General features: G+C 62.7%; 21 protein-coding genes. 8 read left to right on the top strand and 13 right to left on the bottom strand.

The window, feature by feature from the left end:
- Window positions 1-23: 23 nt before the first annotated feature.
- Complete coding sequence (locus VUN82_02440) at window positions 24-533, top strand: MarR family transcriptional regulator (protein ID XAS72738.1); 510 nt, start codon at window positions 24-26, stop codon at window positions 531-533.
- Window positions 534-588: 55 nt separating this feature from the next.
- Window positions 589-1,620, top strand: a complete 1,032-nt coding sequence (locus VUN82_02435) for a hypothetical protein (GenBank protein ID XAS72737.1) — start codon at window positions 589-591, stop codon at window positions 1,618-1,620.
- Between the two features lie 482 nt (window positions 1,621-2,102).
- On the opposite strand, the gene VUN82_02430 is transcribed toward VUN82_02435, so the two are convergent.
- The 7 genes from VUN82_02430 to VUN82_02400 all read right to left on the bottom strand — a co-directional run bounded on the left by VUN82_02430 (window position 2,103) and on the right by VUN82_02400 (window position 8,836).
- Window positions 2,103-2,399 carry a DUF4190 domain-containing protein gene (locus VUN82_02430; GenBank protein ID XAS72736.1) on the bottom strand — a complete coding sequence of 99 codons (297 nt, stop codon included), beginning with the start codon at window positions 2,397-2,399 and terminating at the stop codon, window positions 2,103-2,105.
- Window positions 2,400-2,464: 65 nt separating this feature from the next.
- On the bottom strand, window positions 2,465-3,244 hold the full coding sequence (locus VUN82_02425) for an enoyl-CoA hydratase (protein XAS72735.1): 780 nt from the start codon (window positions 3,242-3,244) through the stop codon (window positions 2,465-2,467).
- Window positions 3,245-3,279: 35 nt separating this feature from the next.
- Window positions 3,280-4,221 (bottom strand): 3-hydroxyisobutyrate dehydrogenase, encoded by a 942-nt coding sequence (mmsB, locus tag VUN82_02420; protein ID XAS72734.1) that lies wholly within the window; start codon window positions 4,219-4,221, stop codon window positions 3,280-3,282.
- A gap of 71 nt (window positions 4,222-4,292) precedes the next feature.
- Window positions 4,293-5,363 (bottom strand): enoyl-CoA hydratase/isomerase family protein, encoded by a 1,071-nt coding sequence (locus VUN82_02415; protein ID XAS72733.1) that lies wholly within the window; start codon window positions 5,361-5,363, stop codon window positions 4,293-4,295.
- Window positions 5,363-6,862 (bottom strand): CoA-acylating methylmalonate-semialdehyde dehydrogenase, encoded by a 1,500-nt coding sequence (locus VUN82_02410; GenBank protein XAS74584.1) that lies wholly within the window; start codon window positions 6,860-6,862, stop codon window positions 5,363-5,365. The genes VUN82_02415 and VUN82_02410 overlap by 1 nt, the downstream gene beginning before the upstream one ends.
- Window positions 6,863-7,030: 168 nt before the next feature.
- Window positions 7,031-8,401 (bottom strand): deoxyribodipyrimidine photo-lyase, encoded by a 1,371-nt coding sequence (locus VUN82_02405; GenBank protein ID XAS72732.1) that lies wholly within the window; start codon window positions 8,399-8,401, stop codon window positions 7,031-7,033.
- A 93-nt stretch (window positions 8,402-8,494) separates the two neighbouring features.
- Window positions 8,495-8,836: a hypothetical protein gene (locus VUN82_02400; protein XAS72731.1), complete on the bottom strand. Its 342-nt coding sequence runs from the start codon at window positions 8,834-8,836 to the stop codon at window positions 8,495-8,497.
- Between the two features lie 287 nt (window positions 8,837-9,123).
- Here VUN82_02400 and VUN82_02395 point away from each other — a divergent pair, with 287 nt between their 5' ends.
- On the top strand, window positions 9,124-11,277 hold the full coding sequence (locus VUN82_02395; GenBank protein XAS72730.1) for a glycogen debranching N-terminal domain-containing protein: 2,154 nt from the start codon (window positions 9,124-9,126) through the stop codon (window positions 11,275-11,277).
- Between the two features lie 107 nt (window positions 11,278-11,384).
- Here the strand turns inward: VUN82_02395 and hxlA are convergent, their stop codons facing one another.
- Both hxlA and hxlB read right to left on the bottom strand, forming a co-directional pair.
- Window positions 11,385-12,008, bottom strand: coding sequence for a 3-hexulose-6-phosphate synthase (hxlA, locus tag VUN82_02390; protein XAS72729.1), 624 nt, complete (start codon window positions 12,006-12,008; stop codon window positions 11,385-11,387).
- Between the two features lie 87 nt (window positions 12,009-12,095).
- Entirely contained in the window at window positions 12,096-12,686 is a 591-nt protein-coding gene (gene hxlB / locus VUN82_02385; GenBank protein ID XAS72728.1) for a 6-phospho-3-hexuloisomerase, read from the bottom strand.
- A gap of 148 nt (window positions 12,687-12,834) precedes the next feature.
- On the opposite strand from hxlB, the gene VUN82_02380 reads away from it, so the two are divergent.
- Window positions 12,835-14,127 carry a LuxR C-terminal-related transcriptional regulator gene (locus VUN82_02380; protein XAS72727.1) on the top strand — a complete coding sequence of 431 codons (1,293 nt, stop codon included), beginning with the start codon at window positions 12,835-12,837 and terminating at the stop codon, window positions 14,125-14,127.
- Window positions 14,128-14,134: 7 nt separating this feature from the next.
- On the opposite strand, the gene VUN82_02375 is transcribed toward VUN82_02380, so the two are convergent.
- The 4 genes from VUN82_02375 to VUN82_02360 all read right to left on the bottom strand — a co-directional run bounded on the left by VUN82_02375 (window position 14,135) and on the right by VUN82_02360 (window position 17,670).
- On the bottom strand, window positions 14,135-14,758 hold the full coding sequence (locus VUN82_02375) for an MBL fold metallo-hydrolase (GenBank protein XAS72726.1): 624 nt from the start codon (window positions 14,756-14,758) through the stop codon (window positions 14,135-14,137).
- Window positions 14,758-15,861: an S-(hydroxymethyl)mycothiol dehydrogenase gene (locus VUN82_02370; protein ID XAS72725.1), complete on the bottom strand. Its 1,104-nt coding sequence runs from the start codon at window positions 15,859-15,861 to the stop codon at window positions 14,758-14,760. The genes VUN82_02375 and VUN82_02370 overlap by 1 nt, the downstream gene beginning before the upstream one ends.
- 51 nt (window positions 15,862-15,912) lie before the next feature.
- Window positions 15,913-16,827 carry a pyridoxal 5'-phosphate synthase lyase subunit PdxS gene (pdxS, locus tag VUN82_02365; GenBank protein ID XAS72724.1) on the bottom strand — a complete coding sequence of 305 codons (915 nt, stop codon included), beginning with the start codon at window positions 16,825-16,827 and terminating at the stop codon, window positions 15,913-15,915.
- Window positions 16,828-16,989: 162 nt separating this feature from the next.
- On the bottom strand, window positions 16,990-17,670 hold the full coding sequence (locus VUN82_02360) for a GntR family transcriptional regulator (GenBank protein ID XAS72723.1): 681 nt from the start codon (window positions 17,668-17,670) through the stop codon (window positions 16,990-16,992).
- Between the two features lie 120 nt (window positions 17,671-17,790).
- Between VUN82_02360 and purU the strand changes: the two genes are divergently transcribed.
- The 4 genes from purU (at window position 17,791) to VUN82_02340 (ending at window position 22,898) form a co-directional block, all read left to right on the top strand.
- Entirely contained in the window at window positions 17,791-18,705 is a 915-nt protein-coding gene (gene purU / locus VUN82_02355) for a formyltetrahydrofolate deformylase (protein ID XAS72722.1), read from the top strand.
- Window positions 18,706-18,754: 49 nt separating this feature from the next.
- The gene (locus VUN82_02350) at window positions 18,755-21,247 is read left to right on the top strand and encodes an FAD-dependent oxidoreductase (protein XAS72721.1); all 2,493 of its coding nucleotides are present in this window, start codon (window positions 18,755-18,757) and stop codon (window positions 21,245-21,247) included.
- A 137-nt stretch (window positions 21,248-21,384) separates the two neighbouring features.
- The gene (locus VUN82_02345; protein ID XAS72720.1) at window positions 21,385-22,011 is read left to right on the top strand and encodes a cyclodeaminase/cyclohydrolase family protein; all 627 of its coding nucleotides are present in this window, start codon (window positions 21,385-21,387) and stop codon (window positions 22,009-22,011) included.
- Complete coding sequence (locus tag VUN82_02340) at window positions 22,008-22,898, top strand: bifunctional 5,10-methylenetetrahydrofolate dehydrogenase/5,10-methenyltetrahydrofolate cyclohydrolase (protein ID XAS72719.1); 891 nt, start codon at window positions 22,008-22,010, stop codon at window positions 22,896-22,898. The genes VUN82_02345 and VUN82_02340 overlap by 4 nt, the downstream gene beginning before the upstream one ends.
- Window positions 22,899-22,900: the final 2 nt, after the last annotated feature.

The raw sequence follows: 22,900 nt of genomic DNA, 5'->3' as shown, positions 1-22,900 counted from the left end.
CACCCGAGCACCGAAGGAGGCCCATGGGCACCCCACTCCCCCGCGACCCCATCGCCGACGCCCAACGCAACTGGGAACGGCATGGTTGGGGCGATGTTGCCGCGCCCATGGCTGCCATTACCGCGATCATGCGCACACAGCAGATCCTGCTTGCGCGCATCGAAACCGTCCTCAAACCGTTCGGACTGACCTTCGCACGCTACGAACTCCTCGCGCTGCTGAGTTTCGCCCGCAGCGGCGCGCTCCCCATGAACAAGGCGAGTGCGCTCCTGCAGGTACACCCCACCTCGGTGACCAACGCCGTCGACCGTTTGGAAAAAGCCGGCCTGGTGGCCCGTTCCCCGCACCCAACGGACGGGCGGACCACGCTGATCGAACTCACCGCCGAAGGCCGCACTCTCGCGAAGAAGGCGACGGCGGCCCTCAACTCTGAGGTTTTCGGCAACTCGGGCTTCGGAGACGACGACGTCGATCACCTTATCCGCGTCCTGGGCACCTTCCGCCGGGATGCCGGTGACTTCACGGAGGAGTGACTCACGGCGCTCGCGAGCGTATCCTAAAGTTCCATTGCCGCAGTTGGGGGGAGCCATGGCCAAGGACCCGGGACAACGCCGAAGAGGACAGCGCCGCAGCGCACTTCTTCGCGCTTTCCTCCTGGCTGTGCTGGGGTCCACCGCATGGATGATGTGGCTGGCCGGGCCTTCCTCGGCAGCGACGGACATTGGGCCTGTCATTCCTCCGCTGCCGGGCGGTACCGCGGCGGTCACGCAGACTTCGAAGACGTCGCTGGCGCCGTCCCTTAAGTCCGTGGCTGACACTGTGGGCTCAGTGGCTTCCACGCTGGACCCGCTCGCGGCGGTTCCCGAAGTTCCCGCACTACCTGCTGCTCCGGCAGTTCCCGCGCTACCCGCCGCACCAGCGATCCCAAGTGTTCCCGCCGTTCCTGTACTCCCGTCGGTGGCCGTCCCCGAAATCCCGCTCGTCGGCCAAGTTCCCGAGGTACAGGGGCTACTTCCAGTGGAGGATGTCCCCGGCCTCCTGCCCGAAGTACCTGACATACTCCCAGTGCCCGCGCTTCCAGTGCCCGCGCTGCCTGGCCTACCCGACGTGCCGGAGTTGCCCGGGCTGCCCGGCCCTCCGCTTCCTCCACTGCCCGGCCCGGTTCCAAACCCGCTGCCGGGTTCGGTGCCAAACCAGTTACCAACCCCGCTAGACGTCGCCCCGCCTGCGGTGCCGACCCTCCGGGACGCCACTACCTCGCCCGCAGGCGCTCCCACGCTGCCCCTCGCCGTCGTACTCCAATCCACGCAAGCCGGGGCACCTCTGCTCGGAGGCATCAGCCTGCCCCTGCCCTTTTCAATCCATGATCCTGTGGGCATTCCGCCCGCGGCAATGCCCAGTCCCGTGAATCCCGTTCCGGACCCGCCCCTTCATCCAGCCTTGACGCCAAGCGCTGCGGGCTCATCAGGAGCCCGGGGCTCAAGCGCCTCGGCCCCGGGAGCATCCGACATTCCGGACGTCCTCTCACCGTTGCCCCCGCCTCGAGCTGGACCTGTCATGGACCCGCAACGAAGCGCAGCACCACAACCTTCGTACGATCCAGGGTCCCGACCTGACTGATGCGGTGGTTCCTGCTTTGGCAGGCACCACGACCTGCGACAACCGCCGCAGGCATATTCATCAGTCAGGAGGCACTCATGCTTCGCAAGATCCAGATTCCCGTCCGCAACCACGCAAGGGTATCCGCCAGCCGGGATATCGGCTTTTGGCCCGACTTCGTCGGCAACTGGCCGGACCCGATGCACGCGGAAAGGAGCCGGACAATCTGCTGAATGGGCCACATAGCCCAAGAAAATAACGACGCCGGCCGGATAGTCAGTCTGACTGCCCGGCCGGCGTCGTGCTGTCCGAAGCCACAGCAAGCGGCTCGTCCTCAACCTTCTCCGGGCATGGCTCAGGAAACTCCCCAAGCTGTGTCCAGTGCCAGCCTTGCAAGCAGTCATCGTTATTGCAGAACCGAGCCGTCATCGCGTCCCCCACCTCGTTGCCTGGCTATCCCTTCTTTAAGAGGGGGCAACTAGCGGGTCGTGACGGAGAAAGCCTTAGTGAATACCGGAGGTAAACGAGAAAATGAGGGCTGAGCCCAAGGACAGCAGGCCGATGCCATAGCCAACAACCAGGGCACCAATCGCGAAGGGACGTCCGCGTTCTCCACGTTGCTGGATCTGGTTGAGGGCCACGTGACCTGCGCCCACAACGAAGATTGCGATGACGGCCATCCCCGCGAAGAACAGACCAACAAGGGCCAGCACTGCCATCGCTGCCGCCACGATGGCCTGGCGGTTGATCGGTTGGGCGGATGCTTCCGTTTGGCCGGTTTGAACGATCTCCGTTGACATGTTCTCTCCCCATTTGTCGGTGCCAACGAGTCTATCCTCGCGCATCCCAAAACGTGGCCAATCAACTACCGGTGTTTGAACTCGGGCTGCCGCTTCTCGCTGAACGCGGCCATGCCTTCCTTCTGGTCCTCAGTGGCGAAAAGCGAGTGGAACACGCGCCGTTCGAAAAGCACGCCCTGTGCCAGACCCATTTCAAACGCGGCGTTGACGGCTTCCTTGGCCACCATGGCTGCGGGCTTGGATTTGGAAGCGATGACCTCGGCGGCTTTCACTGCCTCGTCAATCACTTCGGCTGCGGGGACAATCCGGGAGACAAGTCCGGAGCGTTCAGCTTCCTCGGCGTCCATGAAACGGCCCGTAAGGACCATGTCCATCGCTTTGGCCTTGCCAACGGCACGTGTGAGCCGCTGGGAGCCGCCCATTCCCGGAATGACACCCAGGTTGATTTCCGGTTGGCCGAATTTGGCGTTGTCCCCGGCAATGATGAAGTCCGCCATCATCGCCAATTCGCAGCCCCCGCCCAGGGCAAAGCCGGAGACCGCGGCAATGACGGGGATGCGGAGCCTGGTCAGGTCCTCCCAGCGACGGAACCAGTCCGCCGCATACATTTCCATGTAGCTCTTGGAGGACATCTCCTTGATGTCGGCGCCTGCCGCGAACGCCTTGGCGGATCCTGTGATGACCACTGCGCCGATGTCAGGATCGGTGTCCATCGCTGTCACGGCGTCCACAAGTTCGTTCATGAGTGCCGTGTTCAGCGCGTTCAACGCCTGCGGCCGGTTCAACGTCACCAAACCCACGCGGCCCCGGCGTTCCACCAGGATGTTCCCGTACTGCTCCGTCATGCTCTCCCTCTCACCCAACGTCATGTACAGAACTCTCACACAGACTTATCGCGAATGTCCGTGATGATGCCCGAGAAGTCACGTCCGGCGCCCTCGCCGGCGGCGTAGGCATCGTAGATCCGGGATGCCAACGGTCCCAGCTCCGCTGCAACTCCTGTGCTTTCCAACGCATTGACGGCCAGCCGAAGATCCTTGGCCATCAGTGCTCCCGCAAAGCCCGGCTGGTAGTCGCGGTTGGCCGGGCTTGTAGGCACGGGACCGGGAACAGGACAGTTGGTGGTCAGGGCCCAACACTGCCCGGAAGCGTTGGAAGCGACGTCGAACAGTGCCTGGTGCGTCAGTCCAAGTTTCTCCCCGAGCACGAAGGCTTCGGCGACAGCAATCATGGACACACCCAGGATCATGTTGTTGCAAACCTTGGCTGCTTGCCCGGCACCGTGATCCCCGCAGTGCACGATCCTCTTGCCCATGAGTTCCAGGATGGGTTTGACGGTCTCAAAGTCCTCCGGCAATGCGCCCACCATAAAGGTCAGGGTGCCGGCCTCGGCACCCACAACGCCACCGGAAACCGGGGCGTCCACGGAACGGTGGCCCGCTTCCAAAGCAATGATAGCGGCCTCCCGGGCCTCGTCAACATTGATCGTGGAGCAATCCAGGAACAACGTGTTCGGCGCGGCAACCGACAACAGCCCGGGCCCGTCAACACCGCGGTACGCCTCCAGCACGTGCTTGCCGCTGGGCAACATGGTCAACACCACGGCCGCGCCGTCCACGGCTTCCTGCGCCGTGGACGCCATGGGAATCCCGTGGTCCTTGGCTGCCTCAACGGCGGCCGGCACGGGGTCATAGCCGATCACGTCGTGCCCGGCTTTGATCAGGTTGGCCGCCATGGGTCCGCCCATATGGCCGAGTCCGAGGAAAGCGATGAGTCCCGTTGCCGGGGCTTGGATATCTGGCACGGCTGCGTTCTCTGTCATGTCGTCTCCTTCAACTGGCTAACAAACTGGCTGGGCAACTTCCTGGACAATCTGGCTGTGCAAGCGGAGTGTCACGTAGCGTCAGCACCCAAAGCGGCGAGCCCCAACTCCCGCTCACCGACCGGCGCAAAGTAGCCCTCGACGTCGGACTCGCGTACCTCGGCCAACGTGGGGGGCTTCCATTGCGGGTTCCGATCCTTATCCACTACCTGTGCGCGGATCCCCTCCCGAAAATCGGGCCCGGCCAGGCAGCGCAATCCCACCCGGTACTCCTGGTCCAGCGCTTCCTCCAGCGACATCCCACGGACGCGTCGCAAGGATGCCAAAGTGACCTTCACAGATGTGGGCGACTTCGCCTCAATGGTGTCGGCCGCGGAAGCGGCGTCGGGCGAAGAATCCCCCAGCGAGCGCAAACTGTGCACGATCTCCTCAGCGTCGTCATGCGCATAGGCCGCGTTGATCCACTCCTGCTGGGCGGCCAGGGCCGAGTCCGGCGCTGCTTGGGCAAAGCGCTCGACGGCGACCTCCGCCGTCGAGCTTTCCAACGCTTCCGCCAGTGCGGGCAGGCTTTCGGACGGCACAAAGTGATCCGCCAGGCCGAGGAACAGGGCATCTGCCCCCGTGAGGTGGGCGCCGGTCAGGGCCGCATGGGTTCCCGTCTCCCCGGGTGAGCGGGACAGCAAAAGGGTGCCGCCGACGTCGGGCACGAACCCAATGGTGGTCTCAGGCATGCCGGTGCGCGTCCGCTCAGTAACGATGCGCACCGAGCCGTGCGCCGAAACCCCAACGCCGCCGCCCAGCACCAACCCGTCCATGAAGGCGACATAGGGCTTGGGGTAACGGGCAATGAGCGAGTTCAGCCGGTACTCGTCGGCCCAGAACTCCGCCGTTTCCGTTCCGCCCTGCAACATGTCCTTATAGATGGCCACGATGTCCCCGCCGGCGCACAGCCCACGGTCGCCGGCGCCGCGCACCAGGACGGTTGCCACGGCGTCGTCGTCAGCCCAGGCAGTCAACTGCTGGAGCATGGCTTTCACCATTCCCGCGCTGAGGGCGTTGACTGCCTGGGGCCGGTTGAGCGTCACGATGCCAAGATGGCCGCGGCGCTGGAAAAGAACGTCTTCTGTGTCCAAAGCCCCCATCAGCTGCCTGCCGGCATGATGAAGCTGGCGCCCTGTCGAATGCCGGAGGGCCACCGCGACGTCACGGTCTTGGTCTTGGTGTAGAAGCGGAAGGCGTCGGCGCCGTGCTGGTTGAGGTCGCCGAAGCCGGAGGCCTTCCAGCCGCCAAACGTGTAATACGCGATCGGCACGGGAATGGGGACGTTGATGCCCACCATGCCCACTTCGACCCGGCTGGCGAAGTCGCGGGCGGAGTCGCCGTCGCGGGTGAAAATTGCGACGCCGTTGCCAAACTCGTGCTCGCTGCAGAGCCTGAGCGCTTCGTCATAGTCAGCCGCGCGCAGCACGCTGAGGACCGGGCCGAAGATCTCTTCCTTGTAGATCTTCATGTCCTTCGTGACGTTGTCGAAGAGCGTGGGCCCAACCCAGAAGCCGCCCTCATAGCCGTCCACAGTGAGCCCGCGGCCGTCGGTGACAAGGGTTGCGCCTTCGTCAACGCCGGACTGGATGTAGCCTTCGATCCGTTCCTTCGCGGAGGCAGCAACCACGGGACCAAAGTCAGCGTCCTTGTCCAGGCTATGCCCAACCTTGAGGTCCTTGACGCGCTCGGTCAGCTTGGCCACCAAGGCATCTGCTGTTTCCTGGCCCACCGGGACTGCAACGGAAATCGCCATGCAACGTTCGCCTGCGGAACCGTAGCCGGCACCAATCAGGGCGTCGGCAGCCATGTCCAGATCGGCGTCGGGCATAATCACCATGTGGTTCTTCGCCCCGCCGAAGCACTGGGCACGCTTCCCGTGCGCCGCAGCCGTGGCGTAGATGTATTGCGCGATCGGCGTGGAGCCAACAAAGCCAATGGCCTTGACGCGCGGATCTTCGAGCAGCGCATCCACTGCTTCTTTGTCACCGTTGATCACGTTGAAGACGCCGTTGGGAACGCCGGCTTCGCTGTACAACTCTGCGAGCCGAAGCGGAACAGAGGGATCCCGTTCGGAGGGCTTGAGGATGAAGGCGTTGCCGGCTGCGAGCGCTGGTCCAGACTTCCAGAGGGGGATCATGGCCGGGAAGTTGAACGGCGTAATGCCCGCAACCACGCCCAGCGGTTGGCGCAGGGAATGCACGTCAATGCCCTGCCCCGCGTTGTCCGAGAACTCACCCTTGAGCAGGTGCGGCGCCCCTGCGGAGAATTCGACTACCTCGATGCCGCGCTGGATGTCGCCCTTGGCGTCGGCAAACGTTTTGCCGTGTTCGGAGGACAGGAGCTTGGCGAGCTCGTCCATGTTCTCGTTGACCAGGTCCACAAACTTCAGCAGGATGCGTCCCCTGCGCTGTGGGTTCATGGCCGCCCATTCGAGCTGGCCCTTTTCTGCATTTGCAATCGCGTTGCGGACCTCGTCCGCGCTGGCCAGCGGAAGCCGCGCCTGCACTTCGCCCGTGCATGGATCGTAGACATCGCTGAACCGACCGGATGTGCCATCGATCCTTTGGCCGTCTACGTAGTGTGAAAGCTCGCGCACCATGGTGGAATGCTCCTTTGCATCGTGAATGACTGCCGTGCGGCTGGTTCCAGTATTCGGCAGGAACGCCTCAGCGACTGTGAGCCAAGTCATCTCTGAACCGAATATACTCGGACTTCCTACTAATTTCCAGAGGAGGTTTTTCCGGCCCTATTCGACAGCGGGCACTAGCTAGTAAACCTCTTTGAGTCCCTTGTAGGCGTCCAGCGCATCCTGCCGGGTGGTCTTGAGATCCACGATTTCTTCCGGGTAATCCGGCGTGCCGAACTCTTGGATCCAGCGCGCTATGTACTTGCCGTGGGGATCGAATTTGATGCGTTGGGCTTCTGGATTGAAGATCCGGAAGAACGGCGAAGCGTCTGCCCCCGAGCCTGCCACCCATTGCCAGTTGGCAGGGTTTGAGGCCGGGTCAGCATCCACCAGGGTGTCCCAGAACCACTGCTCGCCGAGTTGCCAGTGGATGCCAAGGTTCTTCACCAGGAAGCTCGCCGCGATCATCCTCACGCGGTTGTGCATCCACCCCGTCTGCCAGAGTTGCCGCTGCCCGGCGTCCACCAAGGGGAATCCGGTGGAGCCCCGCTGCCAGGCGCGGAGCTCCCAGGCTGCAGACTCGTGACCATCACTATCCGGCCACGCCCAGGGGAAGCGGTCAAACTCCTTGCACAGGTTCGCTGTGGCGAGATCCGCGTTGTGGAAGTACTGGTGCCAACAGAATTCGCGCCAACCGAGTTCTGAAGCGAAAATACTTGTGCTTTCCGATCTGTTGGTAGCCAGCGCCTGCCAAACCTCGAACGGGCTGAGCTCACCCCACCGCAGATACGGCGAGAGGCAACTGCTGCCATCGATATCCGGGCGATTTCGGCCTTCGTCGTAATTGGTGAGTCCATCCGCCACGAATTCCTTGAGCCGTTGGTGGCCGGCAACCGATCCTGGCGTCCACGCCTCCCGCAACCCTGCGGACCAGTCCGGGGTGGTGGGCAGCAGGTGCCATGACTCCAGCGAATCGAGCGCAGGGAGTTGGCCAGCGTAGCCTCGCCCTTCTTCCGGCACAGCCAACGGGTCCCGGAAGTCCCGCGCTGAAACGGTCCGCCAGAAAGGGGTGAAAACCTTGTACTGGCCGCCCGTCTTGGTGGTGACTTCCCACGGCTCATGAAGCAGGGACGCCTGAAAACTCTCCACATGAATACCGGCGTCACGAGCCCACGCCTTGATCCCGGCGTCGACCGTCCGCTCCGCCGGGCCGTACCGGCGGTTCCAGAACAGCGCGCCCGCGTCGATCGCCGTCGTGATTTCCTGAACGACCGGGGCGGCCGGTCCCCGATGCAGCAGAAGCGGCACTCCAAGTGCTGCGAGCTCGTCCCGCAGCGCTCTCAACGAGTGGTGCAGCCACCAGCTTGCGGCACCGCCGTGGGCGCGGATGCCGGGCGATTCTTCGTCCAGGATGTAGAGCGCAACCGCCGCGCCATCATCGACGGCGGCACACAGGGCAGGGTTGTCCCTGACCCTCAGGTCGTCACGGAACCAGACGATGGCCGGCTTCACTATTACCCTCTTCCGAGCTCGTGTATGGCTGATGCCCCCAGGAATGCATCCTAAGGGCATCAGCTGTGCTCAAATTCGGGAACTCAAAGGGGGTTACCTCAAGGAAGGAACCGAGTCCTCACTTAACTGGGTCACTACGGGTACCCTGTTGTCGGTTTCAGTCCAGACAGGGACACTGTTCATCACGTAGTCCCTGGCTGCGGCGCCCACCATGTTCAGGCCGGGGTAGACGCGCTGGCCATGATCTTTCCTGGCGCGCAATCCTTCAAGTTCAAGGGCGGTCCTGAAAGCGGAATCAGGAATGGGCACTTTGCGTCCGAGGACGCACCAACTGATGTAAAGGCCGTAGAGGGTGTCAAAATCCAGCCCCTCCTCGGTGTCATCATCAAACACCACACAGTCACTCAGAAAACTACTGATTTGGGTGTCGGTCATTGCGGGGCCTCCGGTGGCGGAAGTAAAAACGGGCCGCCGGGCTGCATCAGCGAATGTCCTGTTCCCCCACTATAGTCCTCTTGAGCTTCGCCTGTACTGGAAAGTAGGTGAACTCTGGATTGCATCGGCGTGGCGTCCCTGCTAAACGAACCTTCCTGCCTCTGGTGCCCACTGCCGCATCGGCGTAGCTTCGGATACGTCTACACATACGGCCGAGCCGACTCCCAGACAAGCCGAGCAAAACCGCTTGTGCGGGCCATCGTTCCGCCCTGATTGGAGGCACAGACGTGGCTGGATGGAACGCCGATACTGCCGCCGGGCCCCTTGGCTCCGGCACGGTCACGCTGGTGGAAGGCTCATCATTCTGCATTTCCGCTGCCAACGGAGACATCCGTCCGGAGCTACCGCAGGGAGTCTTCCATTTGGACACCCGGATCCTGTCCAAATGGGAATTGACGGTCAACGGACAACCACTTGAGCCACTGGCCGCGGAGACGAAGGAACCTTACCGGGCGCTCTTTGCCTGCCGGGTGCCCCGTTCGGATGGATATGCGGACAGTCCGCTGCTGGTGGAGCGCCTGCGCGAGGTCGGAGCCGGAATCCTGGAGAAGATCACAGTCCGGAACTACTCCACCAAGGCAGCTGATTGCCGGATCCTGCTGACGGTCGAGTCTGACTTCGCGGACCTCTTTGAAGTGAAGGAGGCCAGGATCACCCGTCACTGGACCGAAACCCGGCTTCCTGAGGGGAATTCCCTGGAAATCCGTGGCCGGTGGGAGGGTTTCCGAAAAAGCGTCGTCATCCAGGCCGAAGGTGCGGGTGCGGGAGCAAAGGCATTGGGCTTCAGGACCACGATTCCACCTTTCGGGGAATGGAGCACTCGGGTCAGTGTTTTGCCAACCGCAGATGGCGTCGTGGCACCCTTCGTCCATCCAGCACGCGGGGAAATGTCGCCCAGCGATCGGCGTCGGCAAGATTGGGTGGACAAGATCCCCGTCCTGCATATTGGCAATCGATCCATTGAGCGGACCCTGCGGCGCAGCTACGAGGACCTCGGTGCCCTCAGGATCCAGGATCCGGACCATCCGGACAGGGTGGTTGTGGCCGCCGGCGCCCCATGGTTCATGACGTTGTTCGGCCGCGACTCCCTCTGGGCATCCGAGATGGCGTTGGCCGTTGACCCCTCCCTCGCTTTGGGGACGCTCCGAACGTTGGCCGACCGCCAGGGAACAGTGGTGGATCCGGTCAGCGAGGAAGAACCAGGCAAGATCCTGCATGAGGTGAGGCTCGATGTCTCCAGCGGCCTCGCTCTCGGCGGAAAGTCCACTTACTACGGCAGCGTTGATGCCACCCCGCTCTTCGTGGTTGTCCTGGGATCGGTCAGCCGCTGGGGTTTCGGCAAGGAAACCATTGCGGCCCTGCTTCCCAATGCGGACCGCGCCCTTGAGTGGATCCGCGATTACGGCGACCGGGACGGCGATGGCTTTGTGGAGTACGGTCGCCCCAATGAGCACGGGCTCATCAACCAAGGATGGAAGGACTCCTGGGACGGCATCAACTTTGCCGATGGCACCCTTGCCGAACCGCCCTTGGCGCTGTGCGAAGTCCAGGCGTACGTGCACGGCGCCTATACGTCCCGGGCCTGGATAGCGTACGACGCCGGCGACCTCACCTTGGCCGCGGAGCTTCAGGAACGCGCGGATCGCCTCAAACAAAAGTTCAACGAAGAGTTTTGGCTTCCGGACAAGGGCTATTACGCCGTCGCGTTGGACCGCGACAAGAGGCCTGTTGACGCATGCGCCTCCAACATGGGCCACACCATGTGGTTTGGATTGATGGATGAGGACAAGGCCCCCTCTGTGGTGGAGCACCTGATGTCCCCGGAAATGTTCAGTGGATGGGGAATCCGGACGTTGGCCAGCAACATGGGCGCCTACAACCCGGCCAGCTACCACAACGGCTCAGTCTGGCCGCACGACAATGCGTTGATTGTCCAAGGGCTGCTGCGGTACGGCTTTGTGGAAGAAGCACAACGGATTGCCACAGCGTTGCTGGAAGCCGCCGAGTATTCAGGTGGCCGGCTCCCGGAACTCTTCTGCGGCTTCGACCGGAAACAGTTCAGCGAACCGGTTCCCTATCCAACTGCCTGCTCACCCCAAGCATGGGCCGCCACAACGCCCATTCAACTGGTCATGGGCCTCATGCGCTACGACACGCACATTTCGTTGGGCGGCGTCTGGCTGGACCCCGTTTTGCCGCCGTCCTTCGGAGACCTCCACATCGGCAACGCCCCTATGGGAAGCGGCCGAATCACCATCGACATCAGCGGTTCCAAACCCTCGGTCCAAGGCCTGCCGGAGGGGTTGACGTTCCACCATGCGCAACGACCCTGGCTCACGGAGCTATTGGAACAGGCGCACCTTCCAAGCCCGGAAAAGTAGGCCTCAAATAAGGGAGTCCCAAAAAAGCGAGCAGCCCGGAAAGTACCTTTGAAAGGGTACTCTCCGGGCCGCGGCATCCAGCGGGTTGAGTGAGGTAGTAACAGGCCTTACTGGATAGCGGCTTTGAGTTCCTTGGCAGCCAGTTCCGGATCAAGGGCACTGTAGATGGCGCTGCCGGCCACGGCTACGTCGGCACCGGCCAACTGCACGGCCTGGATGGTGGACAGGTTGACGCCACCTGCAACCGAGAACGGTACACGGGCTTCTTCACCGGCGTTAAGGAGACCGCGGAGGTCGAAGCCAGGCTGGGCTTGCTCGTCCAGGCCAGCGTGGAACTCGATGAACTTGGCCCCGAGAGCGCGGGCTTCCTTTGCACGGGAAACCTTGTCAGCAACGCCGATCAGGTCCACCACGATGCCCTTGTTGTGGGTCTGGGCTGCCTTGACGGCACCTGCAATGGTGGAGTCGTCTGCCGTTCCGAGCACTGAGACGAGGTCGGCGCCGGCCTTGAAGGCGATGTCGGCTTCGAGTTCTCCAGCGTCCATCGTCTTCATGTCGGCGAAGACGATCTTGGTGGGGTGTGCTTCCTTGATCGCGGTCACTGCGGAGAGGCCCTCTGCCTTGATCAGCGGGGTGCCCAGCTCGATGATGTCAACGTGCTCGGCTACTTTGCCGGCCAGTTCCAGGGCGGCCTCGGTGGTGAGGAGGTCCAGTGCGACTTGAAGTTTCATAGTGTTCTTACTTTCTTTGTGGGTTGTTAGTGAGTTGGAGTCGGCCCCAAGCGGCTAGCTCAACTGCGCAGCTAAGTCAGTGGGGGCCTATTCGAGGTTGGCGTGACGCAGCCAGAGCTGTTCAGCGGGTTCGTCGGCGGCATCCCAGAGTGTCTGGAAAACCGACTCTGTAGCGAGGAACAGCGCCTGCTCGAAGAGGCTGCCGGAATACTGGCGCGAAATGTTGGAACCGTGATCCGTCTTTTGGGCAGCCGGGATAACCACCAAAGCGTCGGCCAGCCCCGCCAAGGGCGAGGAGGCATTGGTGGTGATGGCAGCAACCTGTGCGCCTGCTTCAAGTGCGGTTTGGGCAGCTTTGACCACACCGGACGTCGTGCCTGAACCGGACGCGACCACCAGGAGGTCTCCGGAACTGATGGCTGGGGTGGTGGTGTCACCGGCGACGTGGACCGTCAGTCCCAGGTGCATCAGCCTCATGGCCGCCATCCTGAGGACCAGGCCGCTGCGCCCGGCTCCTGCAAGGAATACGCGGCCTGCCCCCTTGATCCTGTCCGCAAGATGGGCCAACTGAGCGTAGTCAATGCCCGAGGTAGTGTCAGCGACTTCGCCGAGGATCAGGGATACATTGCCGGCTACATCCGCACTCGTGGCAGTTGCTGTTTCTGCGGTGACGTTCACATTCACTCCTTCGTGGATAGGTGCTCAAGCCTTTCGGGCCTATAGATAAGTCTTCCGGCTAGTTCGGGTAGGGGGAACGCCGAAAACGAGCAGTTCATACCACCCTTTTGGGTAGTTAACGTGACTCATCTTCGTTTAGGCTGCATCCATGAGCCAGCTGATCGATAGCAAACGCCGCCCGGATACCGGGGCCCTTCAGTGGCAGCTTCTGGACGCCGTCGCGGAAATAGCGCAGGCACCCCTGATGCGTATTGCAGAGAGCCTGCGTGGTGCGCTGGCCCCGTTCATCAAGTCCAGCGCCTTGGTGATTTTCACCGAGGACTGCACGGGCCGGCCGCAAAAGAAGGCGGGCGAGGAAAGCATTGTCAGCAGGGTTTCCATTCCGGAACTGGACCGTGTACGTGCCGCGATTCCAGACGAGGGACCGTGGCGGGGCAAGGCTGTTGTCGGGGGGACGGAGCGGGATGTACTGGCCTTGGGCTACGCACCGAGTAACGCCCTCCTGGTCCTCACGGATCCTGCAGCAGGCTTGGCAGAAGATGCGGAGCGTGTCCTCTCCTACCTTTGGCGGCTCACAGCGGCGCGTATCCAGGAGAAGGTCTCTGACGCGCCGCCGTCGTACCTTCTGGAGTCCCGCGCCGCATCAGCGGAGCGGATCCGCGTAACTGCCGAGTTGGTGGATCAGCACTCCACCACCTTGGAAACTGTGCTCGCGGCCTTGAGATCCAACTCCCTGGACGACCACGCGGCCCGTACAGCCGTGACCGACATGACCGTCAAGGCCCTGATCAGCCTGCGCACTTTGAACGACCGCACCAGCGATCTTGTGGAGGAACCGGTCAGCACGGCGTTCGAAAGGCTTCGCGAGGACCTTCGGCCGCTGATGCACTTCAGCAACATCGATATCCAGTTCATTGAACCGCCTGCGAACGGCAGGGCATTGCCGGGCGAAGTAGCCCACGCCGCCCGCGCTGTGGTTCGAGGCCTCGTCCTGGCCATCGCCGAGCAACCCGACGTGCATCGTGTCCGGGCACAGTGGGACTGCGACGGCGAGAACCTGCTCATCAATGTTCGTGACGATGGCCGGGGCGAGCTATCCCCCGAAGCCCCGAACATTGAACGCTTGCGCCAACGCGTGCAGGCCGTTAACGGCAGGATGAGCCTGGACGTCATGCAGGGCTGGGGAGCCGACATCTCGGTGGTGCTGCCGCTGGATCCGCCATCAGCGCCAGCAGGGGATGTCGCGGCGTGGGGCCTCGCGGCAAGGGAGCTGGAAGTCCTTCAATTATTGGCGGCCGGACAACGTAACCGGGCCATCGCAGCTGAACTCAACGTCAGCGAAAATACTGTGAAATTTCATATCCGGAACCTCTTCCGGAAGCTCGACGTCCGGTCCCGCACTGAGGCCATCGCTTTGGCGCACAGTGCGGGACTCAGGTAGCCGAACTCTAGTCCTGCTTTAGAAGGGCGAGCGTCTCGCGCTCGGCTCCGATGGTGGTGTTGTCCCCATGCCCGGTGCGCACCAACGTGTTGGCCGGCAGTGTCAGGAGCCGTTCCCGGATGGATGTCAGGATGGTGGGGTAATCGCTGTAGGATCGCCCGGTTGCTCCCGGACCACCGTTGAACAGGGTGTCTCCCGTGAAGACCGTGTCCTGTTCCTCAAGCAGGAAGCACGTGGATCCGGGCGAGTGGCCCGGCGTGTGGATGGCCCGCAATTCGGCTCCCGCAACGGTGAAAACGTCGCCGTCGCTGAGGTACTTGTCCGGTGTGGTGTCCGGATAGACCTGCTCCCACAACACCAAGTCCTCGGGATGCAGGTAGATGGGTGCTTGAACGGCGTCAGCAACCTCCCGCACGGCACCAATATGGTCGTTGTGGGCGTGGGTCAGCAGGATGGCCAGGACTTTGCGGCCCTGCACCTGCTCGATGATGGCCTGGGCATCGTGCGGGGCATCGATGATGACGCATTCCTGCTCGTCACCAACAATCCAGACGTTGTTGTCCACGTCCCAGGTGCCGCCGTCGAGCGAAAACGTTCCGGAGGTGACCCGGTTCTGTACGGTGACGGCCATCAGAGCGCCACCGCCGGCTCGATTTCCACCACGGAGCGAAGGACTTTGCCTTCCTGCATCCGGGCGAAGGCTTCCTCCACCTGGTCGATGGTGATGCGTTCTGTCACGAGGGCGTCCAGGTTCAGGTTGCCTTGCTTGTAGTGCTCCACCAGCATCGGGAAGTCGCGGGAAGGCAGGCAGTCGCCGTACCAGGAGGACTTCAAGGATCCGCCGCGGCCGAAGACATCCAGCAGCGGCAGCTCCAGTGTGGCGGTGGGCGAAGGAACGCCAACCAGGACAACGCGGCCTGCGAGATCGCGGGCGTAGAAAGCCTGCTTGTACGTTTCGGGACGTCCGACGGCGTCAATCACCAGGTCGGCGCCGTTGCCTCCCGTCAGGGCCCGGATAGCTTCTATCGGATCCTCGAGGCTGGAGTTCACTCCGTGGGTGGCTCCCAGGGACTTGGCCATGTCCACCTTGTTTGCATCGATGTCCACGGCAATGATGGTGGTGGCACCGGCCAGCTTGGCACCGGCAATCGCGGCAATGCCGACGCCGCCGCACCCGATGACGGCCACGGACTCGCCACGCTTGACCTCACCGGTATTGATCGCCGCACCGATGCCCGCCATCACGCCGCATCCCAGCAAACCTACTGCGGCGGGATCCACCGAGTCGTCCACCTTGGTGCATTGACCCGCAGCCACGAGGGTCTTCTCGGCGAAGGCACCGATTCCCAGTGCCGGCGAAAGCTCAGTGCCATCTTCCAGCGTCATCTTCTGGGTGGCGTTGTGGGTGTTGAAGCAGTACTGCGGCTGGCCCTTTGCGCAGGCACGGCATTGACCGCACACCGCACGCCAGTTCAGGATGACCCTGTCGCCGGGGGCGACTTCCGTGACATCCGGGCCCACCGCGCTGACCACGCCTGTGGCTTCGTGGCCGAGAAGGAACGGGAAATCGTCGGAAATACCACCCTGCTGGTAGTGCAGATCGGTGTGGCACACCCCGCAGGTGAGGATATCCACCAACGCCTCACCCGGCCCTGGATCCGGCACGAGGATGGTTTCCAAAGTGACCGGAGCGTTCTTTTCCTTGGCGATGACAGCTTTTACTTTGTGAACCACGATCGGTTCCTTTCTCAGTCGCAAAACGGAACGGTGGGCGTCCTACGAAACTTACCAGCCGCGCTCGGCGAGGCGGTGGGGCTGCGGGATTTCATCGACGTTGATGCCGACCATCGCTTCGCCCAGTCCGCGGGAGACCTTCGCTATGACATCGGGATCATCGTAATAGGCGGTTGCCTTCACGACGGCGGCAGCGCGCTCTGCGGGGTTGCCGGACTTGAAGATACCCGAACCAACGAACACGCCATCAGCGCCAAGCTGCATCATCATCGCAGCATCTGCCGGGGTTGCGATGCCACCAGCGGTGAACAGCACCACCGGGAGCTTGCCCGTGGCGGCAACTTCCTTGACCAGCTCGTACGGGGCCTGCAGCTCCTTGGCCGCGACATACAGCTCGTCTTCGGGAAGGGCTGCGAGTTTGGCGATTTCGGAACGGATCTTGCGCATGTGGCCTGTGGCGTTGGAAACATCGCCGGTGCCGGCTTCGCCCTTGGAACGGATCATCGCCGCGCCTTCGTTGATGCGGCGCAGGGCCTCACCGAGGTTGGTGGCGCCGCAGACGAAGGGAACGGTGAAGTTCCACTTGTCGATGTGGTTCACGTAGTCGGCCGGGGTCAGGACCTCGGACTCGTCGATGTAGTCCACGCCGAGGGACTGCAGGACCTGGGCTTCGACGAAGTGGCCGATGCGGGCCTTGGCCATGACCGGGATGGACACGGCGGCGATGATCGCATCGATCATGTCCGGATCTGACATGCGGGACACGCCACCCTGGGCGCGGATATCGGCGGGTACGCGCTCGAGTGCCATGACGGCGACGGCACCGGCGTCCTCGGCGATTCGGGCCTGCTCGACGTTAACGACGTCCATGATGACGCCGCCCTTGAGCATCTCCGCCATGCCCCGCTTTACACGGCCGGAGCCAGTAAGCGTGATGTGTTCGAAAGGGCGTGGTGTAAAGGTCACGTGATACTCCAAGGGACTGAAGCCTGCGATTTCATCACAAGCGCCCGGTACTGCACGCCGGGCGAAGAGCCAGGAGACTGATATCCGGGTGATATATTAGTTGGTTTCAGTATGCAATCGCCGAAGCGGGGAGTCAATCCCAGAATTCCCGCGAGGCAATTACTACGCGGCGAAGAGGGCCGTGCGGACGGCGTGCTCAAAGCCTGTGACGTGGGCCTTTGCCAACTCCGCCGCTTTTTCCTCATCACCGTCAATGACCGCGCGCAGGAGGTCCAGGTGTTCGCGCACGTGATGCTCAAGGTCCGGCAGCCTATCCAGGACCATGCACCAAATTCGGGTTGCCAGGTTGTCATAGCGGATCAGGACGTCCTCGAGATGAGGATTTGCCGCGGCCGCATAGATGCCCTGATGGACGCTGGCATCCAGTCGCAGGGTCTCCACAACCGAGGCGGCGGCCACATCAAAGGCCTCCACCTCCTTCATGACGTTCCGCAGATGCTCCCTCGTGGCCGGAGAAGCCACCCGTGCCGCGCGTGCTGCAGCCAGTGGCTCGAGTTGCGTGCGGATCTCTGAAATAAAGGCCAGGTCCGTCACGTCAACGCGGGTGGCAAATGTTCCACGGCGCGGATAGGTGACCACCAGGCGGTCCAGTTCCAACCGCTTCAAGGCTTCGCGCACCGGAGTGCGCCCGATCCCCAGATCCTTCGCCAACTGGTCATCGTTGAGGAGGTCCCCGGGTTTGATGTCCAGCATCAGGAGCCGGTCGCGCAAACGCTCATACGCGACGTCGGCCAAGGATTTCCTGCTGGTATCGTCCGAGATTGCCAGAGTTCCAAATGCCACAGTGCCAGCCCTTTCCGCAGTTCCCGAAAACCTATTGACCTGTCCTTGAGACCAGTATACGCTGATTCCCAATCCTAATATATCAGTACGGGACCCAAGAATATATCTAAAGGAGGAGACATGACCCTCGTGGCGACAGACTCACCAACAAGCACCCTGCCCCAGCCAGCAGCGCTCAATGACGAGCAAGCACAGAAGTTCGTACTCACATTGTCGTGCGTCGAACGCGCCGGAATCGTGCAGGCGGTCACAACCTTCCTGTTTGAGCGCGGCTTCAACATTGACGAACACCAGCAGTTCGACGACGGCATCCGCCAGACGCTGCACCTTCGCACCGCCTTTTCCGGCTCCCCCGAATACTCGGCGGACCGGCTTGAGGAAGAGTTCAGTGCAATCGCTGACCGCTTCGACATGAAATTCAGCTTCCATGACAAGACCAAGAAGCGCGTGCTGGTCATGGTGTCCAAGTTTGGACACTGCCTCAACGATCTCATCTTCCGCTGGCGCGGCGGCAGCCTGGGCGGAGACCTCGTAGCTGTCGTTTCCAACCACGAGACCCACCGCGCCATGGCCGAGGCAGCCGGACTGCCTTTCATCTACGTCCCTGTCACCCCTGACACCAAGGCCGAGGCGGAGCAAAAGCTCTTGGAACTCGTGGATGAATACAAGGCTGACCTGGTGGTGCTCGCCCGCTACATGCAGGTACTCTCGGACAACCTGTGCCGCTCCCTCGAGGGCCGGGCCATCAACATCCACCACTCGTTCCTGCCCGGTTTCAAGGGCGCCCGCCCCTACCACCAGGCCTATGACCGCGGCGTGAAGCTCGTTGGAGCAACCGCGCACTACGTGACGGCAGACCTTGACGAGGGCCCGATCATCGAGCAGGAAGTCATCCGCGTGGACCACAGCTACGGCCCCAACGCACTCTCAACAGTGGGCCAGGATGCCGAAGCCCTGGCGTTGTCCCGGGCTGTCCGCTGGCACTGTGAACACCGCGTGCTGTTGGATCAGACCAGCACAGTGGTTTTCCGCTAAGCCACCCATCCCACCAGTCCACACACGAACTTCAGCAGGAGAAACTTTCATGACATCGACGCCTCGCATTGTCATCATCGGCGCTGGGATTGTCGGCACCAACCTCGCCGACGAACTGGTCACCCGCGGTTGGAACAACATCACCGTCCTGGATCAGGGGCCGCTGAACATGCCCGGAGGATCCACGTCCCACGCCCCGGGCCTGGTCTTCCAGACGAACCCTTCCAAGTCCATGGCACTGTTCGCCAAGTACACGGTGGAAAAGCTGCTCTCCCTCACCGAAGATGGTCAGAGCTGTTTCAACCAGGTGGGGGGCCTTGAAGTTGCCACTACCGAGACCCGCCTGGCTGACCTCAAGCGCAAGCTCGGCTACGCCCAGTCGTGGGGCATCGACGGCAAGATCCTCTCCCGCGAGGAATGCAAGGAGCTCTACCCCCTGATCAACGAGGAAGACATCCTTGGTGGCCTCCACGTCCCCACCGATGGCCTGGCACTTGCAGCCCGCGCCGTGCAGTTGCTCATCAAGCGCACCGAAGCCGCCGGCGTGAAGTACGTCGGCAACACCGAGGTGACCGGAATCGAGCAGTCCAACCGCCGCGTGACCGGCGTCGAGACCGCCGACGGCGTAATCCCCGCCGACATTGTGGTCTCCTGCGCCGGCTTCTGGGGCGCCAAAGTGGGCGAGCTGATCGGGATGTCCGTTCCGCTCCTCCCGCTGGCCCACCAGTACGTCAAGACCACCCCGGTTCCCGCCCAGAAGGGCAAGAACGAACTGCCCAACGGCGCCCAGCTGCCCATCCTGCGCCACCAGGACCAGGACCTCTACTACCGCGAGCACGGCGAGCGCTACGGCATCGGCTCCTACGCCCACCGCCCCATGCCTGTGGACCTCGATGAACTGGGAAGCTACGAGCCGAGCAGCATCACCGAACACAACATGCCTTCGCGCCTGGACTTCACCTTGGAAGACTTCCTGCCCGCATGGGAAGCCACCAAGCAGATCCTGCCGGCACTGCGGGAAAGCGAAATCGAGGATGGCTTCAACGGCATCTTCTCCTTCACCCCGGACGGCGGCTCATTGGTGGGCGAGTCCAAGGAAGTGGACGGGTTCTTCGTTGCCGAGGCCGTCTGGGTCACCCACTCTGCTGGCATCGCCCGCGCCGTGGCCGAACTACTGACCACGGGCAAGTCCGAAATTGATCTTGGTGACTGCGACATCCACCGCTTCGAAGAGGTCCAGCTGACCCCTGAATATGTCAGCGAAACGTCCCAGCAGAACTTCGTGGAAATCTACGACGTGATGCACCCGCTCCAGCCCAAGCTCTCCCCCCGCAACCTTCGCGTCAGCCCGTTCCACGCCCGCCATAAGCAGCTGGGAGGCTACTTCCTGGAAGGCGCAGGATGGGAACGTCCCTACTGGTTCGAAGCCAACGCGGAACTGCTGAAGGAAATGCCGGACGAGTGGCAGCCGCCGGCACGCGACGCCTGGTCCGGAATGTTCAGCTCACCCATTGCTGCGGCGGAGGCCTGGAAGACGCGCACGGCCGTGGCGATGTATGACATGACCCCGCTCAAGCGCCTTGAAGTCAGCGGCCCGGGCGCCCTGAAACTGCTGCAGGAACTCACCACGGGAGACCTGGCCAAGAAGCCCGGCGCCGTAACCTACACCCTCCTGCTGGACCATGCTGGCGGAATCCGAAGCGACATTACCGTTGCACGCCTCAGCGAGGACACGTTCCAGCTGGGTGCGAACGGCAACATCGACACCGCCTACTTCGAGCGGGCTGCCCGCCACCAGACCGAAAACGGTACGGCCAGCGACTGGGTGCAGGTCCGCGACACTACCGGTGGCACCTGCTGCATCGGCTTGTGGGGCCCGCTTGCCCGTGATCTGATCAGCACGGTCAGCAGCGATGACTTCTCCAACGACGGCCTGAAGTACTTCCGTTCCAAGAAGGTCACCATCGGCGGCGTCACCGTCACCGCAATGCGGCTGTCCTACGTGGGCGAACTCGGCTGGGAGCTCTACACGAGCGCCGATAATGGACAGCGTCTGTGGGATGCATTGTGGAAGGCCGGCCAGCCGTTCGGCGTCATCGCTGCCGGGCGCGCCGCCTTCAGCTCGCTGCGCCTGGAAAAGGGCTACCGCTCATGGGGCACCGATATGACCACGGAGCACGACCCCTTCGAAGCAGGCCTTGGTTTCGCCGTAAAGATGACCAAGGAAAACTTTGTCGGCAAGGCCGCCCTTGAGGGTCGCACTGAGGAAAGCTCCGCGCGGCGCTTGCGCTGCTTGACGGTCGACGACGGCCGCAGCCTGGTGCTGGGCAAGGAACCTGTGTTCTACAAGGACCAGGCAGTTGGCTACGTCACCAGCGCCGCTTACGGCTATTCGGTGAAGAAGCCCATTGCCTACGCCTACCTCCCTGCCGCTGTTTCGATTGGTGATTCCGTAGAGATCGAGTACTTCGGACGCCGCATCCAGGCGACAGTCACCCAGGACCCGCTGTACGACCCCACCATGAGCAGGCTCCGCGGCTAAGGCCTGACGGACGCTTCAGTAGGCCAGCGGCCCGGACTCATCCCCTCGCAACGGGGTCCGGGCCGCTGTCTTACCCGTTCAACCCCAGCCTCGCTTCGTCAGCCAGCCTCTTTTCGTCAACCAGCCCAGGAAGACACATGATCAGTTCAGAAACCATCAACGACTACCTTGCCCGGCTCGCTTCACGGCAGCCCACCCCCGGCGGAGGTGCAGCAGCCGCCCTTCACGCTGCCCAGGGCGCCGCCTTGGTGGCCATGGTGGCCAGGTACACCACGGGTGAAAAGTATGCGCAGCACGCAGAACCCGTTGCCCGCATCACCAGCGCTGCCGACCATTTGATTGTCGAAGCGCTGCGCCTCGCGGACGCCGATGAGCACGCCTTCCAACGAGTTATTGATTCGTACAAACTCCCGTCCGGGACCGAGGAACTCAAGGCCATGCGCGCTGCCGGCATCCAGGATGCCCTGGTCCAGGCGGCCCATACACCGGCTCAGCTGATAAAGCTTGCCGGTGAGGTGGTGGAACTCGCCACGGAACTCTTTGACATGGCCAACCCCAATGTCATCAGCGACGTCGCGGCAGCAGCAGATGCTGCCCGTGCCGCCGCCACAACCGCCCGTGTCAACATCGACATCAATGTGGTGGCCATTAAAGACGGCGACGCCCGCTCGCGCTTGGCAGAACAGACCGACGGCCTTGAGGAGAAGGTGGTCCTCGCGGCCGATTCCCTCGTCAAGCGCGTCCGCGAAAGGATCCTCGCGTGAGTACTGAAGTGCTTTCCGGAAAGGGGTTGGCCGCCCTCATCCAGCAGCGTGCGCAGGATGAGTCCCGCCTCCTTGAATATGAGGGCCAGCGCCCCTCCTTGGCCGTGGTGGTGGCAACCGACGACGAGTCCACGCACTGGTACGTCCGGTCCATTGAGCGCGCCGCGGAGCGCGCCGGAATAGGCTGCCGCATCCTGGACCTTGGGCATGACGCCACGGAACAGGTGCTGGCGAGTGTGTTGAAAGATCTCAGTGCGGAACCGTCCGTCAACGGGATTATTCTTCAAACTCCGCTTCCCGCGGGCGTTCGAACGGACGGGCTCGTGGGCCTTATCGCTCCGGAAAAGGACATTGACGGCGCCAACCCGCTCAGCCTTGGCCGCCTCGCTGTGGGTCAGCCCGCCTTCGCCCCTGCGACCGCACAGGCCGTGGTGGAACTCCTCGAGCATTTCCAGGTTCCGCTCGCCGGACGCAACGTCGCCGTCGTCGGGCGTTCCGCTGTGGTGGGAAAGCCGCTGTCCCTGCTGCTGCTCGCAAAGGACGCCACTGTCACCATCTGCCACTCCAAATCAGGGGCCCTTGAGCGCTATACCCGGCCCGCCGACGTCGTGGTTGTTGCCGCGGGGCGGACCGGACTGCTGACGGGCAGCCACGTTTCGCCGGCGTCGGTAGTGATCGACGTCGGTACGAACGTCCGGCCCGACGGTACCCTCGTGGGAGATGTGGACGAGGCCAGCGTCACCGGAGTGGCCGCTGCCCTGACGCCGGTGCCCGGCGGCGTGGGCTCAGTCACCACCGCATTGCTGCTGCTTCACACCGCAGAAGCAGCCCGGGCACAAACACAGCTTTTGGAGAAGCCGGCCTTGGTTTCGCGAACCGCTGGTTAACC

The organism is Micrococcaceae bacterium Sec5.1 (assembly GCA_039636795.1).
Taxonomy (GTDB): Bacteria; Actinomycetota; Actinomycetes; order Actinomycetales; family Micrococcaceae; genus Arthrobacter.
This window is presented reverse-complemented; position numbering and strand designations above follow the sequence as displayed.

Bases quoted from the DNA above. Each gene is read 5' to 3' on its own strand.
- VUN82_02440 (XAS72738.1), top strand. From the start codon at position 24: ATGGGCACCCCACTCCCCCGCGACCCCATCGCCGACGCCCAACGCAAC.
- VUN82_02435 (XAS72737.1), top strand. From the start codon at position 589: ATGGCCAAGGACCCGGGACAACGCCGAAGAGGACAGCGCCGCAGCGCA.
- VUN82_02430 (XAS72736.1), bottom strand. From the start codon at position 2,399: ATGTCAACGGAGATCGTTCAAACCGGCCAAACGGAAGCATCCGCCCAA.
- VUN82_02425 (XAS72735.1), bottom strand. From the start codon at position 3,244: ATGACGGAGCAGTACGGGAACATCCTGGTGGAACGCCGGGGCCGCGTG.
- mmsB (XAS72734.1), bottom strand. From the start codon at position 4,221: ATGACAGAGAACGCAGCCGTGCCAGATATCCAAGCCCCGGCAACGGGA.
- VUN82_02415 (XAS72733.1), bottom strand. From the start codon at position 5,363: ATGGGGGCTTTGGACACAGAAGACGTTCTTTTCCAGCGCCGCGGCCAT.
- VUN82_02410 (XAS74584.1), bottom strand. From the start codon at position 6,862: ATGGTGCGCGAGCTTTCACACTACGTAGACGGCCAAAGGATCGATGGC.
- VUN82_02400 (XAS72731.1), bottom strand. From the start codon at position 8,836: ATGACCGACACCCAAATCAGTAGTTTTCTGAGTGACTGTGTGGTGTTT.
- hxlA (XAS72729.1), bottom strand. From the start codon at position 12,008: ATGAAACTTCAAGTCGCACTGGACCTCCTCACCACCGAGGCCGCCCTG.
- VUN82_02380 (XAS72727.1), top strand. From the start codon at position 12,835: ATGAGCCAGCTGATCGATAGCAAACGCCGCCCGGATACCGGGGCCCTT.
- VUN82_02375 (XAS72726.1), bottom strand. From the start codon at position 14,758: ATGGCCGTCACCGTACAGAACCGGGTCACCTCCGGAACGTTTTCGCTC.
- purU (XAS72722.1), top strand. From the start codon at position 17,791: ATGACCCTCGTGGCGACAGACTCACCAACAAGCACCCTGCCCCAGCCA.
- VUN82_02350 (XAS72721.1), top strand. From the start codon at position 18,755: ATGACATCGACGCCTCGCATTGTCATCATCGGCGCTGGGATTGTCGGC.
- VUN82_02345 (XAS72720.1), top strand. From the start codon at position 21,385: ATGATCAGTTCAGAAACCATCAACGACTACCTTGCCCGGCTCGCTTCA.